This is a genomic window from Streptomyces sp. 2A115 (genome assembly GCF_052245575.1).
Classification (GTDB): domain Bacteria; phylum Actinomycetota; class Actinomycetes; order Streptomycetales; family Streptomycetaceae; genus Streptomyces.
In genome coordinates this window covers 47,715-61,432 of the sequence record NZ_JBQQCG010000020.1, presented here as the reverse complement: position 1 = coordinate 61,432, position 13,718 = coordinate 47,715, and the positions used below count along the sequence as shown (strand labels likewise).

At 69.0% G+C, this 13,718-nt stretch carries 11 protein-coding genes; 6 read left to right on the top strand and 5 right to left on the bottom strand.

The genetic code is table 11. From position 1 onward, the window contains the following. Window positions 1-357 precede the first annotated feature (357 nt). Window positions 358-1,146: a helix-turn-helix domain-containing protein gene (locus ACTWQR_RS19350; RefSeq protein WP_443228347.1), complete on the bottom strand. Its 789-nt coding sequence runs from the start codon at window positions 1,144-1,146 to the stop codon at window positions 358-360. Between the two features lie 222 nt (window positions 1,147-1,368). On the opposite strand from ACTWQR_RS19350, the gene ACTWQR_RS19345 reads away from it, so the two are divergent. From ACTWQR_RS19345 to ACTWQR_RS19325, 5 genes are all read left to right on the top strand, one after another. Then, entirely contained in the window at window positions 1,369-2,040 is a 672-nt protein-coding gene (locus ACTWQR_RS19345) for a DUF4097 family beta strand repeat-containing protein (RefSeq protein WP_443228346.1), read from the top strand. 69 nt (window positions 2,041-2,109) lie between these two features. Next, a complete protein-coding gene (locus ACTWQR_RS19340; protein WP_443228345.1) occupies window positions 2,110-3,144 on the top strand; it encodes an ATP-binding cassette domain-containing protein in 1,035 nt (344 codons plus the stop codon). Beyond that, window positions 3,141-3,932, top strand: a complete 792-nt coding sequence (locus tag ACTWQR_RS19335; protein WP_443228344.1) for an ABC transporter permease — start codon at window positions 3,141-3,143, stop codon at window positions 3,930-3,932. The genes ACTWQR_RS19340 and ACTWQR_RS19335 overlap by 4 nt, the downstream gene beginning before the upstream one ends. Window positions 3,933-4,050: 118 nt before the next feature. Beyond that, window positions 4,051-4,206 (top strand): hypothetical protein, encoded by a 156-nt coding sequence (locus tag ACTWQR_RS19330; RefSeq protein ID WP_443228343.1) that lies wholly within the window; start codon window positions 4,051-4,053, stop codon window positions 4,204-4,206. 1,136 nt (window positions 4,207-5,342) lie between these two features. Next, window positions 5,343-6,287 (top strand): nitroreductase/quinone reductase family protein, encoded by a 945-nt coding sequence (locus ACTWQR_RS19325; protein WP_443228342.1) that lies wholly within the window; start codon window positions 5,343-5,345, stop codon window positions 6,285-6,287. A 142-nt stretch (window positions 6,288-6,429) separates the two neighbouring features. Here ACTWQR_RS19325 and ACTWQR_RS19320 read toward each other — a convergent pair whose 3' ends face one another. Both ACTWQR_RS19320 and ACTWQR_RS19315 read right to left on the bottom strand, forming a co-directional pair. After that, window positions 6,430-8,532, bottom strand: coding sequence for a HelD family protein (locus ACTWQR_RS19320; RefSeq protein ID WP_443228341.1), 2,103 nt, complete (start codon window positions 8,530-8,532; stop codon window positions 6,430-6,432). Between the two features lie 61 nt (window positions 8,533-8,593). Beyond that, window positions 8,594-9,217, bottom strand: coding sequence for a TetR/AcrR family transcriptional regulator (locus ACTWQR_RS19315; RefSeq protein ID WP_443228428.1), 624 nt, complete (start codon window positions 9,215-9,217; stop codon window positions 8,594-8,596). 151 nt (window positions 9,218-9,368) lie between these two features. Here ACTWQR_RS19315 and ACTWQR_RS19310 point away from each other — a divergent pair, with 151 nt between their 5' ends. Continuing rightward, window positions 9,369-10,340: a zinc-binding dehydrogenase gene (locus tag ACTWQR_RS19310; protein WP_443228340.1), complete on the top strand. Its 972-nt coding sequence runs from the start codon at window positions 9,369-9,371 to the stop codon at window positions 10,338-10,340. Window positions 10,341-10,407: 67 nt separating this feature from the next. Here the strand turns inward: ACTWQR_RS19310 and ACTWQR_RS19305 are convergent, their stop codons facing one another. After that, window positions 10,408-12,510, bottom strand: a complete 2,103-nt coding sequence (locus ACTWQR_RS19305; protein ID WP_443228427.1) for a phosphotransferase — start codon at window positions 12,508-12,510, stop codon at window positions 10,408-10,410. A gap of 209 nt (window positions 12,511-12,719) precedes the next feature. Next, entirely contained in the window at window positions 12,720-13,586 is an 867-nt protein-coding gene (locus ACTWQR_RS19300; RefSeq protein ID WP_443228339.1) for a GntR family transcriptional regulator, read from the bottom strand. Between the last annotated feature and the right edge of the window lie 132 nt (window positions 13,587-13,718).

The following is a 13,718-nucleotide window of genomic DNA, read 5'->3' as shown; positions in this document are numbered from 1 at the left end:
GACCCTGAGCCCCAGTCTCACTCAATCCGCTCCGTGGCGCACTCGGCTCCCCGGCCGGCGCGTCCACGTCTCGGCGAACCTGCCTCGTTCGGCTGCATGTCCCAGCGAACCCGCCCGGTGTCGGCGAAGACCCGGGCGAGTGGGGTCACGGCGCCCCAGCGGCGGACGGCCACTCAGCCCGCGGGACACACGGGCCGGGACGGTGCTGATCAGCAGGCCCAGTCCACGAGCCTTGTGAACGGCAACCGGCCACCCGCCACCAGCAGGAAGCCTTCAACGAGGCCGAGCCATGTCGACTACCGCGCCGGGAAGACCCTCACCATGAGCGAGATCGATATGCAGGCGCACACGTCCGGCTCACTCGTCGCCGGTATCGGCCAGGACGGCTGTCCATCCGCGATCCGGGGCCGGCTGGGCGGTGCCGCCTGAGGGCGTTCCGGCTTTCGCGTGGAGGACGTCGCGGGCCTGCTCCGCGGCGCGGGTCACGCTCTCATTGACGAAGTCGAGGAAGCGGGCGACGTTTTCGAGGCGGGTGGCGGCCGGGGTGTCGGGGCCGAGGATCCCGACGCCCTGGCGCGCGATCTCGATGACCCGGGCGGTGGATCGGGCGCTGGCCATCATCGATTCGTACCAGATGTCGTCGTCGACGACGTAGCGCTCGCGGCGGCGTTCGTCGCGTTCCCGGCGGACGAAGCCCTGACTGTCGAGGAACGCGATCGCTTTGGAGATGGATGCCGGGCTGACCTGGAGGCGCTGGGCGAGTTCGGACGCGGTGAGGCTGCCCGCGTCGGTGAGGGTGAGGCAGGCCAGCACCCGGGCCATCATCTTGGGCATGCCCGAAGCCATGAGGACGGTGGTGAACGTCTCCTCGAACTCGTGCACGGCCTCGGCGTCGCGGCCGTGGGCCTGCGGGGGCGCCTCCGTCCCCCGGGGCACGGTCCGCCTGCGCCGGTGGGCGCGGTGTTCGGTGGCCCGGTGGGCCAGGTCTGCGCGGTAACCGGTGGGGCCGCCGTTGCGCATCACCTCACGCGTGATCGTCGAGGTCGGACGGTCGAGACCTCTGGCGATCTCCGCGTAGGCGAGGCCGTCGGCCAGCCCCGACGCGATCTGCTGGCGTTCCTGCTGGGTGAGCCTGCCTCCCGGCATCGCGGTCTCCTTCGTGCTCCGTCGATATCTCCAGTATAGCGTTCACCTTCAATCCATTGCAACGAACAGGCAGCTGCCATTGCGTTAATCGCGAAGGTCATTGCAATAATTTCCTAGCTGTGACCTGCGATATCACTGATTATGCGCAACGACTTCGTTGTCAGATCGGTGAATGCAACGTAGCGTTTCTGTCATCGGAAACAACGAGCCGAGGAGAGCACGATGCAGAACTTCGACACCCCCGCCCCGATCTCCGCCGTCCTCGACATCCCCGCGGGACGCATCCGGTTCATCGCCACCGACCGGGCCGACACCACGGTCGAGGTCCTGCCCGCAAACGCCTCGAAGGGCCGCGACGTGAAGGCGGCGGAACAGACCACGGTCGAATACGCCGACGGCATCCTGCGGATCGACGCCCCGGCGGCGAAGAACCAGTACCTCGGCCCCTCCGGATCCATCGAGGTGACCATCCAGCTGCCCGCCGGCTCCCGCATCGAGGCGAAGGCGGCCAGCGCCGAGTGCCGGGGCGTCGGACGGCTCGGCGACGTCGTCTTCGAGGGCGCGCACGGCACGATCAAGATCGACGAAGCCTCGAGCGTGCGCCTCACCGCCGCCGCCGGTGACGTCTCCATCGGCCGCCTGGGCGGTCCCGCGGAGATCAGCACCCAAAAGGGCGACGTCCACATCGCCGAAGCGGTGCGCGGCACGGTCGTGCTGACCACCCAGATGGGCGACGTGTCCATCAGCGCCGCCCACGGAGTCTCCGCCTCCCTGGACGCCAGCACCGGTTACGGCCGGATCCACAACGCGCTCAAGAACACCGACGGCGCCGCCGCCGGCCTGAACATCCGCGCGACCACCTCGCACGGCGACATCACCGCCCGCAGCCTCTGACCCGCGGCCTCTGACCCGCGGCCTCTGACCCGCGGCCTCTGACCCGCGGCCTCCAAGGGAGCACCCATCATGACCAACTTGGCCATCGCGGCGACCGGGCTGCGCAAGTCCTACGGCGACAAGGTCGTGCTCGACGGCGTCGACCTTGCCGTCCCCGAGGGAACGATCTTCTCGCTGCTCGGCCCGAACGGCGCCGGCAAGACCACCGCCGTCAAGATCCTCTCCACCCTCATCTCCGCCGACCCGGGCACAGGCGACATCCACATCGGCGGCCACGATCTGGCCACCGACCCCCAGGCGGTGCGGGCCGCGATCGGCGTCACCGGCCAGTTCTCCGCCGTCGACGGCCTGATCACCGGCGAGGAGAACATGCTCCTCATGGCGGACCTGCACCACCTGTCCAAGGCCGAAGGCCGGCGGGGCGCCGCCGAGCTACTGGAGCGCTTCGACCTGGTCGAGGCCGCGAAGAAGCCCGCCTCCACCTACTCCGGCGGCATGAAGCGCCGCCTGGACATCGCCATGACGCTGGTCGGCAACCCCCGGATCATCTTCCTCGACGAGCCGACCACCGGCCTCGACCCCCGCTCCCGCCACAACATGTGGCAGATCATCCGCGAGCTGGTCTCCGACGGAGTCACCGTCTTCCTCACCACCCAGTACCTGGAGGAGGCCGACGAGCTCGCCAACCGCATCGCGGTGCTCAACGACGGCAAGATCGCCGCCCAGGGCACCGCCGAGGAGCTCAAGCGGCTGGTCCCCGGCGGCCATGTCCGGCTCCGCTTCTCCGACCCGGCCGCGTACCAGAGCGCCGCCTCCGCTCTGCGCGAGGCCACCCTCCCCCACTCTCGGCTCCGCCCGAGCGGGGGCACCCCCATCGACGAGGCGCTGACACTGCAGATCCCCAGCAGCGGCAGCCAGCGCGAGCTGCGCTCCATCCTCGACTGGCTGGACTCCGCCGGCATCGAGGCGGACGAGCTGACCGTGCACACCCCCGACCTCGACGATGTGTTCTTTGCTCTGACCGGCACCGGCCCGCAGCCCGGCCTGCCCAGCCAGTCCAACCCGCCCAGCCAGTCCAACCCGCCCAAGGAGGCTGTCCGATGAGCTCCCTCTCCCTCGCCGTGCGCGACTCGTCCACGATGCTGCGCCGCAACCTGCTGCATGCGCGGCGCTACCCGTCCCTCACCCTGAACCTGCTGCTCACGCCGATCATGCTGCTGCTGCTCTTCGTCTACATCTTCGGCGACGTGATGAGCGCGGGCATCGGCGGCGGCGGTGCGGACCGCTCCGCATACATCGCGTATGTCGTCCCGGGCTTACTGCTGATGACCATCGGCAGCACCGTGGTCGGAACCGCGGTGTCCGTCTCCAACGACATGACCGAGGGCATCATCGCCCGCTTCCGCACGATGGCGATCCACCGCGGCTCCGTGATCATCGGGCACGTCATCGGCAGCGTGCTGCAGTCGGTCATGGGCGTGGTCCTCGTCGGCGCAGTGGCCGTGGCCATCGGCTTCCGGTCCACGGACGCGACCGCCCTGGAGTGGCTGGCGGCGTTCGGGCTGCTCGTGCTGTTCGCCATGGCGCTCACCTGGATCGCGGTCGGCATGGGCCTGATCAGCCCGAACGCCGAGGCCGCCAGCAACAACGCGATGCCGCTGATCCTGCTGCCGCTCCTCTCCAGCGCCTTCACCCCGGTCGACTCCATGCCGGGCTGGTTCCAGCCGATCGCCGAGTACCAGCCGTTCACACCCGCCATCGAAACCCTGCGCGGCCTGCTGCTCGGCAGCGAGATCGGCCACAACGGGTGGCTCGCCATCGTCTGGTGCCTCGGTCTCGCGGTGCTCGGCTACTTCTGGTCGACCTCGAAGTTCAACCACGACCCGAAGTAACCGCCATGACAGCGCGGGCCGCCTCCCGCAACTCGTCCCACCCCAGGGCGGCGTACTCCGACACCGCGTCGGCGTACGCCGCCCCGTCCTAGGAAGCGAGTGCGGCAACCAACAGGTCGTGCGTTTGCTGATCAAAGGCAACGAGCCTGACCTGTTCAACGCGCGCCGACGAGGATCGGAGGGCCTTGACGGCGATGTGCGCTGCCTGTTCTGCCGGGAACCCGAGAGCGGCCGGATCACCCAGATCTACGCAATGGCAAACCCCGGAAGCTGACGCGGCTGGCAGAACCGGCCGAACTCGCCAGGTGAGCCCACTGCCGCTCTGGAGTCGTGAGTGTTCCGGACGGTGAGAACCGCTCGGAACACTCACGACGCACAGTCGCATCGGAGTACGGGGCCGCGCCCCGGCTAGGCGCTCGTACGGGTGCGGCTGCAGCCGAATCGGGTTGATCCACCTGCACCAACGGGCCGTACCTGGCCGGGAGTTGGACTGACGCGAACCGCAGGACGCTGGGCCTGGGGCTGCTCCTGCGCGATCTGTGCACCGGCCACCAGGAGTTGCTGTCTCCGGGGCAGGTCGGCGAGCCCGTCACCGTGGGGCCGGCGGCACTGAGCGCGGACGAGAGAAGAACACCGCCAGGACCATGCCCTGCGCGAAGGCCGTTCCGCTGGAGATCTCGAAGGGGTTGAACCATGACCAGGTCGACGGCGGTGCTCGATTCCGGCTGCCCCGGCCTGGTGCCCGATGACACGAACCTGACCGGGGATGTGTTCGTCCGCACCATGCGCTGAGCAGCCGGGCGCGGTCATCGCCTCATGCGCTCGCGGGACTGCCGAAGTCCGATACCCCGTCCGGCGTCCGGCGCGACCGCCATTCCGCGGCTTTCGTACGGGACGAGGAATTCCCCATTGCGTCAACTCCTGGATTCCCTTAGCCTTTTCGCTGTGACTGCCGGGTCGGCCATGGGCCAAGAGCGAGTAGGGTTCCCGGCCTCCGCGTGAGGTCGGGGCGGGCCAGAGGGCCGCCCTTTTTGAGTTGGCGCACTGAGGACTGCTGCGCTGCGACGTTGCCACGCGTGTGATTCCGCGTACCCGCACGTCCGCCCCACCTCACCCACGCACAGCCCAGTCCAGTCCAGTCCAGCCCGGGGTCCGACCCAGCCCCGGCCCCGGCCCCTGGCCTGCGCTCACGCGATGTCGCCGCCCGGACCGAATCTCCGTACCGAATCCCCCTGCCCAATCCGCCTGCCCAATCCGCCTGCCGGGAATTCGCCCATCCCCACCGCCTTACCCAGCACCACCTCTACCAGCACCGCCTTTACCAGCACGGCCGCGCGCACATTCGCCCCGTGGCGATTCCCCATGCCCTCACGTGGCAAATTCCGAACATCACCGAGAAGAAAGAAGAGAATGCCCAACGACTTCAACCAGCAGGTCATCGAGGAGTTCCGTGCCAACGCCGGCCAGGTCGGCGGCTATTTCGAAGGCGCCCGGCTGCTCCTGCTGACCACCACGGGAGCCCGCACCGGCAACCGGCACACCACTCCGGTCGGCTACTACCCCGACGGCGGCGACAGTGTGCTGGTCATCGCCTCGGCCGCCGGTGCGCCGAAGCATCCGGCCTGGTTCCACAACCTCGTCGCGCATCCCCAAGCCACCGTGGAGACAGGGGTGTTCACCTACGAGGCCCGGGCCGAGGTCCTGGCGGGAGCCGCACGCGACGAGGCCTTCGCCCGCGCCGTCGAGGCCGACAGCGGCTGGGCGGAGTACCAGGCGAAGACCACCCGCGTCATCCCGGTGGTCGCCCTCCACGAGATCGCGAGCGGCGGCCCGCCGAACGTGAACGCGAACTCAATGGGCCAGGCCGTCAAGGCAGTCCACGACGCGTTCCGCCGCGAACTCACCCTGATTCGCAAGGAGATCAGGGAGAGCCGGGGCAGCGGAGGTAACGGGGGTAACGGGGGTAACGGGGGTAACGGGGGTAACGGGGGCAGCGAGGAGAGCAAGGAGAGCACCGTCGCGGGGCTCGGTCTCGGCGCCCAGCTCCGCGTCAATTGCCTGACCTTCTGCCAGGGCCTGCACAACCACCACACCGGCGAGGACATGGCAATGTTCCCGTTCCTCGCCGACCGCCACCCGGAACTCACCCCGGTACTGGACAGGTTGGGCAAAGAGCATGAGCAAATTGCCGCTATCGTACAGGAGTTGAAGAGCGTCCTCACCGCCGACTCCGTGGATCCACAGCGCGTACGCCAGGAGGTCGAGCGCCTCACCACCGAGCTCGAGGCCCATCTTACGTACGAGGAAGAGCAGTTGATCCCCATCCTCGACGCTCCCGCCGCCCCGGCCCACTAGCGAACCAGGCCGCCAGACGGTCAAGCCCGGCAAGCGCCGAACTTGCCTACGGGGGGAGGGGAGCTGGAGATGCCGAGCCGTCCATGGGCACTCAGCTCACCGGCACGCTCCTTCCCCCTGTGCTCCCTCGCCTCCCCTCCCCTCACCCGAACGGCAACGGCCGCGCATGCACCACGTCCAGCCGCGACACCGCCCGCGTCAACACCACATACAGCCGATGCAACCCCCGCACCTCCGCCTCCGCGATCGCCGCCGGCTCAACGGCGACGACATGGTCGTACTCCAACCCCTTCGCCAGCCCAGCCCCCAACACCGCGACGCGCGCGCCGAGTTGGTCGGCCCCGGCCGCCTCGATCCCCGCAGCGCCGAGCGCCTCCCGCACCCGTACGACATCCGCGTCGGCCGAAATGACCCCCACGGACCCTTCGTGCACGAGCGCCCCCCGCACGGCCTGGACGGTCTCTCTCATCACGTCGTCCGTCCGCCGAATCCTCAACTCGCCGTCCCGCCGAAGGGATTGCCCGGCCGGCACCTCCACATCCAGCCGCGCCAGCAGCCGATTCGCCAGCCGGACCACCACCTCCGGCACCCGGAACCCGACCGACAACGGCACCACCACCGCCTCGGGCTTCCCCAGATGCCCGAGCAGCTCGCCCCACTCCCGCGCGGCCCACGGCGTGGTCCCCTGCGCGAGATCACCGAGCACCGTGACCGACCCGAAGACCGCCCGCCGCGCGATCGTCCGGCACTCCATCGGTGACAGGTCCTGCGCCTCGTCGATCACCAAGTGCCCGTACCCTTCCGGGCGTTCGACGAGCCCGGCGACCTCGTCGAGGAGGACGAGATCGGCGGCCGACCACCGCGCCGACTTCCAGGACCGGGGCGGCCGCTCCCAAAGAATCGCCTTCCGCTCGTCCGCGTCCAGCACCCCGTCCGCCGCGACGGCCAGCACCGCCGGATCGGTGAGCAGCTCCGCGACGACCTCCTCGGGCCGCACCCCGGGCCACACCGCGTCGACGTACGCCCCGACGGGCCGCGCCCGCGAGATCTTCTGCACCCAGGCGTTCGTACGCGGCCCGGCCCGCCGCTCGGCCTGCTCCTGTACGTACCGGACGACCCGCGTCCGTACGCGCTCACGACCGACGGCGTACGGCGGCTCCTCGGCCCGCACGCCCGCCACGATCCGCGCGAGTGCGTCGCCGGGTACCCGCCAGCGGTACGAACCGTCAGGCACGGCAAGGCCGTCGAGCCCTTCCCCGTCCGCACGCACCCGGGCGTACAACGCGCGCCGCAGGACCTCCGCCATACGAACGTCGTGCTTGACGACGGCCGCGGTCTCGTCGTCATCGCCCGTCACAGGATGCCGCGCGATCTCGTCCATCACGGTGGACTGCCGCACACCCGTCTCACCCAGCGCGGGCAGCACCTCCGAGATGTACGAGAGGAAAGTGCGGTTCGGCCCGAGGATCAGCAGTCCGCCGCGCTGGACGCGCTGCGGGAACGTATAGAGGAGGTACGCCGCCCGGTGCAGCCCGACCGCCGTCTTGCCGGTGCCCGGAGCGCCCTGTACGCACACGGACGCGGTGGGGTCGGCGCGTACGAGGTCGTCCTGTTCCGGCTGGATGGTCGCGGCGATGTCGCGCATGGGGCCGACGCGGGGGCGTTCGATCTCGTCCGCGAGGAAGCGGCTCTGCCCCGGGGCGGCCACGGGGTGCCCTGCCTCGACGTGCTGGTCGAGCACGTCGAGCACGTCGAGGTGCTCGTCCTCCAGACCCGTGAGGTCGGCCGAGTCGCCCCGGCTCCCCGGCGCCCAGCCGAACCGCCGCCGTACCCGCACGCCCTGCGGATCGCGGGCGCTCGCCTGGTAGAAGGCACGCGAGACGGGGGCACGCCAGTCGACGACGAGGGGCGGGGCGGTGGGGTGCTCGGTGATCCTCCGCCGGCCGACGTGATAGCTCTGCCCGGCGTGGTCACCGGCGGCCCGCCGCTCCCGCCCGAAGTCCAGCCGCCCGAAGAACAACGGTCCTTCGGGCAGTTCCCGCATCTCCTTGGCCCGACTGCGGAGCCGGTACCCGAGTACTTCGGCGTCGGCACCGGACGCCGAGACGTCCTCGCCGGTGACGACGTGTTCCTGCGCGCCGTCGACCATCGCGGCGAGGGCGGCGCGGCAGGTGTCGTGGTAGGCACGTTCGTGGGTGAGAGAGGAGGCGAGGGCGGCGCTGGGCGCAGGCTCGGGTGACGTCATTCCGCCAAGACTAGCGAAATAACGTAACTCAGTTAAATTACTTACTCTGTTACGTCATCGGTCACGCGTACCGAGGGAGCCCGTCCGCCAGCCGGGCGAACGCGCTCTCGGCCGCGGCAGCGGCATCCCGCCGCACGTCCGCGACCTGCTCGCCCCCCGCGACCCGCCGCCAGTTCTCCAGCGCGAGGATCCGCTGCACCGCGATGATCTGCCCGGCGGCGAGCCGAGCCTCGAGGTCACCGCCGAGCGCCTCCGCGAGCGCGCCCTCCGCCCGCTCCAGATACCCGTGCAATCGCGCCACCAGCGAGGGAGTCCCGTAGAGCAGGCGATGAAAGGCGAGGACATTGGGGTGGTCGTTGAGCCCGGTCACGGGATCGCACCGCTCGATCCCCGCCAGGAAATGCCGACGCAGCGCATCGATCGCGGACTGCCCCGGCGCCCGCCCGCCGACCACCCGCGCGGCCTCCGTCTCATGATCGGCGAACCGGTGCAGGACCAGGTCCTCCTTGGCGGGGAAGTACCGGAAGAGGGTCGGCTTGGAGATCTCGGCGGCCGCCGCCACCTCCGCGACGGAAACCCTCTCGAAGCCCTTCTCCAGGAAGAGCGAGATGGCAATGTCCGACACGTCCTGGTACATCCGCAGCTTCTTGCGCTCGCGCAGCCCCATCACGCCCGTCGCGCCCATCGCGCCGGCCGCACCCGTCGCACCCATTGGCTCCGTCTCACCCATGCCCCGAGCCTACGCACCCCGCAGCCCGCGCCCCTCCCCTTGACCTCAACCAGACTTGAGGTCAAAGACTTCTCACCTTGGCCCCTCCCTCCCTCTGGAGACCCTGATGCGAGCAGCCCAGGTGACGAAGTTCGGCGACCCGTCGGTCCTGGTGACGACCGACCTGCCGGACCCGGTCCCCGCACCCGGCGAGGTACTGATCGACGTGGCGTACGCCGACACGATCTTCGTGGAGACGCAGGTACGGGCGGGCTGGGGTGGTGAATTCTTCCCGGTGGAGCCGCCCTACGTGCCGGGCGGCGGCGTGGCCGGGGTGGTCAGCGCGCTGGGTCCGGGGGTCGCGCCGTCGTGGCTGGGCCGCCGGGTGACGTCCTTCGTCACCGGCAGCTACGCCGAGCGAGCGGTGGCGCCCCTCACAGCCGTGACCCCCGTACCGGACGACCTGGACCTCCTGTCGGCCGCGGCCCTGGTCCACGACGGCGTCACGGCGACGGGCCTGATGGAACTCACCGCGGTGACCGAAACCGACCGGGTCCTGATCCTCGGCGCGTCGGGCGGCATGGGCACACTCCTGGTCCAGCTGGCGCACGCACGGGGCGCCCGGGTGGTGGGCGTGGCCCGGGGCGCCGCGAAACTCGCACTGGTACGGGACCTCGGCGCGGACGCGACGGCCGACGCGACGGCTCCGGACTGGCCGAACCGGGCCCGCCATGCGCTGGGCGGCCCCGCCGGGGCGGCGGATGCGGTGCTGGACGGGGTCGGAGGTGAACTCGGCGCGATGGCCTTCCCATTGACGGCGGACGGCGGCCGCTTCTCGGCCCACGGAGCTCCGTCCGGAGGTTTCGCCGCCCTGGACCCGACCGAGGCCAAGCGCCGCGACATCACCCTCTTCGGCATCGGCGACGTCCAGTACAGCCCGACGGACCTCAACCGCCTGACCGCCTCCGCCCTCGCGGAGGCCGCGGCGGGGCGGTTGCGGGCGGTGGTCGGGGAGGTGTTTCCGCTGGAGCGGGCGGCTGGGGCGCATGAGGCAGTGGAGGGGCGTCAGTTGCTCGGAAAAGTGCTGCTGGAGTTGTAAGGGCAGGCTTGGTACCGACTCGCGCGTCCGCCCGCCCCCGGTATCAGCCAGGCCTCGTCCGGCAAACTCAGACGTGTTCCCCGCGCCGCAGCGCCCGAGCGAGGTAGGGGTTGATCGTGGTCTTGGGGGGCAACCCCAGCGCAGCGGTGGCATGGGCCAGGGTCATCTCGTACGAACCCACCGCGCGCCGCACATTTGGCGCGTCGAGTCCGGACCCCGTGACCAACCGGTCCAGGTCCACATAGGCGGATCGGACGATCTCGATCCAGCGGTACAGGCGCCTGTCACTCGACCATCCCCGCGTGGACTCCTCCGGGAGCTTGCTGGTCCACCGCTCGAACATACGGTCGCGGATCCAGGCTTCGGTCGGGGTGAGATGTATGTGCCGGACCAGGTCGTACAGAGGGTCGCCGACCATTGCCATCTCCCAGTCGATGAGGGCGAGTCCACCCCCCTGCCGACGGACCATGTTCCATGGATTGAGGTCCCCGTGCAGCAGCGCGGGCTGGCGGGATACGGCGCGGTGGCGCTGGAGGAGCTCTCCCAGCCGCTGCGCATCCGGCAGCCCGAACTCTCGGGCGAGTTTCAGCGACTCGACGGGCAATTCACTGACCAGACGCACCAGCTCGTCACTCAGCCAGCTGTAGAAATCGACCTGCTCCACAGCCCCGGAGATCCCCTCGTAATTGACCGATGTCAACGCGACGAGCTGATCCACCAGAACGTCCGCCTCTTCAGGACGGAGGCCTTTCACAGGGTGCTTGGGCGGGTGCTCGCCGGCGGCCGGTCCTTCGTACGACTGGATCGTGAACTGGTCCCCCAGGCAGCTCGTACCCAACGCCAAGGCTCGTGGCGCGTGTACCGGAACCCCCGACGACTCCTCGATCGCCTTCAGGACCGCGTGCTCGTCCAGCAGACAACGCTCGCGGCGGATGGCCGACCTCACCTTCCGACGCACCACGACGGGAAAATCCACACCCGGCACTTGCACCACGGTGTTGAGATGCATCGTGCCTTTGAATACGCGCGATGCGGGAGCCGCGCCCTCGGCGACCAGCGCGTCCATCACAGCTGACCGGGGAAAGTCGGCGCGCTCCGGCACCCGGTCGTCCGGCTCCCAGCGGATCGGCGCCACTTGCCGGAGGCGCTGAGGCTCCGGACCGGACCCGGCAGCCCACCATCGGTAGAGAGCGCGCTCGATCTCGCTCTCCCCGGGAGGCCCGGGCAACTGCAGCGGTGCGGCGGCGTTCACCAGCGCTCGACGCACCGCCTGGGTCGCCTTGTCCAGCTTCTGCTGATCGAACGTGTCGCCCAGTGAATTCGCCGCACGCATCACATCCGGGAAGACGGACTGTGCACGCTCGAAGTCGAGATAGGTCTCCAGATCGCGGTCCAGGCCGTTGAGGGCCGCCGGCCTGATCTCGTTCATCACCCGAGCCCAGGCATCGGTCACCTCCTCCCGCTGGAATTCGGGATACCGCATCCGCACAAGATGGGTGGCCAGGTCGTGCAGGGGGTCCCCGTAGCTCGCCAGTTCCCAGTCCACGCAGATCAGCGGTGGCTGCCCGTGGTAGGAGACGATCACATTGTCCCGGTGGAGATCCGTATGCAGCAGGCTGTATGGGCGACGCGCAAGGACGGGCAATCGTTCGGCAAACCGAACCAAGGCGTCCTCGGGGACGTCCAGTGCCGCGAACAAGCCGCCGAACCTGCGCCAGTTGGGCACGCGAATCTGCTGCTCCGCCTGCTGAACGAGCGTGCGCAGGAACCCGGTGCTGTCCTTGCCGTTGCGCGGCCAGGACTCGGGCAGTGGAGGCAGAGCCTCCTTGCGTACCCTGGTCATCTCCCCCAGCAACCCGGCCAACGCCGCGATGAGAAGCGGATCGACCGGCTTGTCGTCCGGACAGATGCTGGAGAGCGGCACGCCCTCCACATAGCTGTGCACCGCGGTGTTCCCACGGCGGTCAAGGCACTCGGGCACATGAGGCAGAACTCCCTTGGCGGCCCTGAGCACCTCGGACTCGTCCTGCCAGGTCCTGATCACCACGGGCAGCACCTCGGGGAGCCGAGACCGCACAGTGACAAGCGTTCCCTCGACACCCCCCACGCGGCGCGCCATGGGTTCCGTCAGGGGCACCATGTAGTTCAGGTTGTGGTGCCCTCGCTTCATCTGGCCGTGCGTCTGGGCATATCTCGCGAAGCGGTCGTACGTGTCGGCTCCCGCGCACTTCAGAGATGAAGGACTGGGCACAGGATGTACGCCCACTGGCCGCTCCTGAATAGTTCCGCGGGGACGTCGAAGGTGATGCACACCTTGAAAGTGATGCACACCTTAGCGGCGCGCGCCCCACGGCATGACACGAGACGGCTGTTCCGGTGTCACTCTGCGAGCAGGTTCCAGCATGAGTCGAACCAGTTCTGCATGTTCTCGACCCACTGGGAGACCGCCGCCTCCGGATCGCTCCCCTTCGCGAAGTGGGTCAGCGGAGAGCCCAGTCCCACCACGTCAAGGATGTCCAGTTCGGTGTCGTCGTCCAGCAAGACGGCGCGCTCCACCACCGCATACGGTCCCAGCAGCATCTCGACCCCGTTGAGCAGGTAGAGCTTGAACGGAGGAGTCAGCGGCACATGTCGGATGTCCACGACGATGGACGACACCAGCTTGTCGCTCTGCAACTCCCGCAGCATGCCGCGCAACGAGGATGTATGCCGCCGTGTGATGTCGTGCAGCCGTCCCTGCGGGCGCGGATCGTGAGGATCGTGCTTGACGCGCGGATAGGCGAGTTCCAGCGTTTCTGACGGCAGCAGCATGCGGAGGCTGATCTTCTCCGGCGCAATGAGACCGCCCCGTATCCGCTCGGCCTGGAGCCGGATATGGGCATCCAGGGACTCGGACGTCAGGGTGAAGACGTCCAGCACGACTTCCGGTTGCTCGAAGGCCCGGTCGATGAAGGGACCAAGGGCCGCGGACGCCCGCGGCGCCACGCGCCGCTGCGTCTGCTCGCGAACTGGGCGCTCGACGACTCGTGATCCGCTGCCCTGACGGGACTTGATCAGACCTTCGCCACCCAGCTCGCGCAACACACGCTGCAAGGTGTCGCGTGAGACCCCGAACTCCCGGGCGAGCTCACGCTGCGGAGGAAGCAAGGAGCCCAGCGGATACGTACCGTCGACGATGCCGGCACGGAGTGCGGACAGGACACGGTCGAACTCCTTCCCGCCTCCGTCGCCGCGTTCTGCATCCACACAGCGACCGTACCCCCGCCCCTCCGGCAGGCAAACCACTTCCAGTCACATGTGAAGGCTTACTGGACTGGTTAGTTAAGGGATCTACTCCACAGGGGAGAACCAATCCAAGTCAACCAGTCCAATTGGACG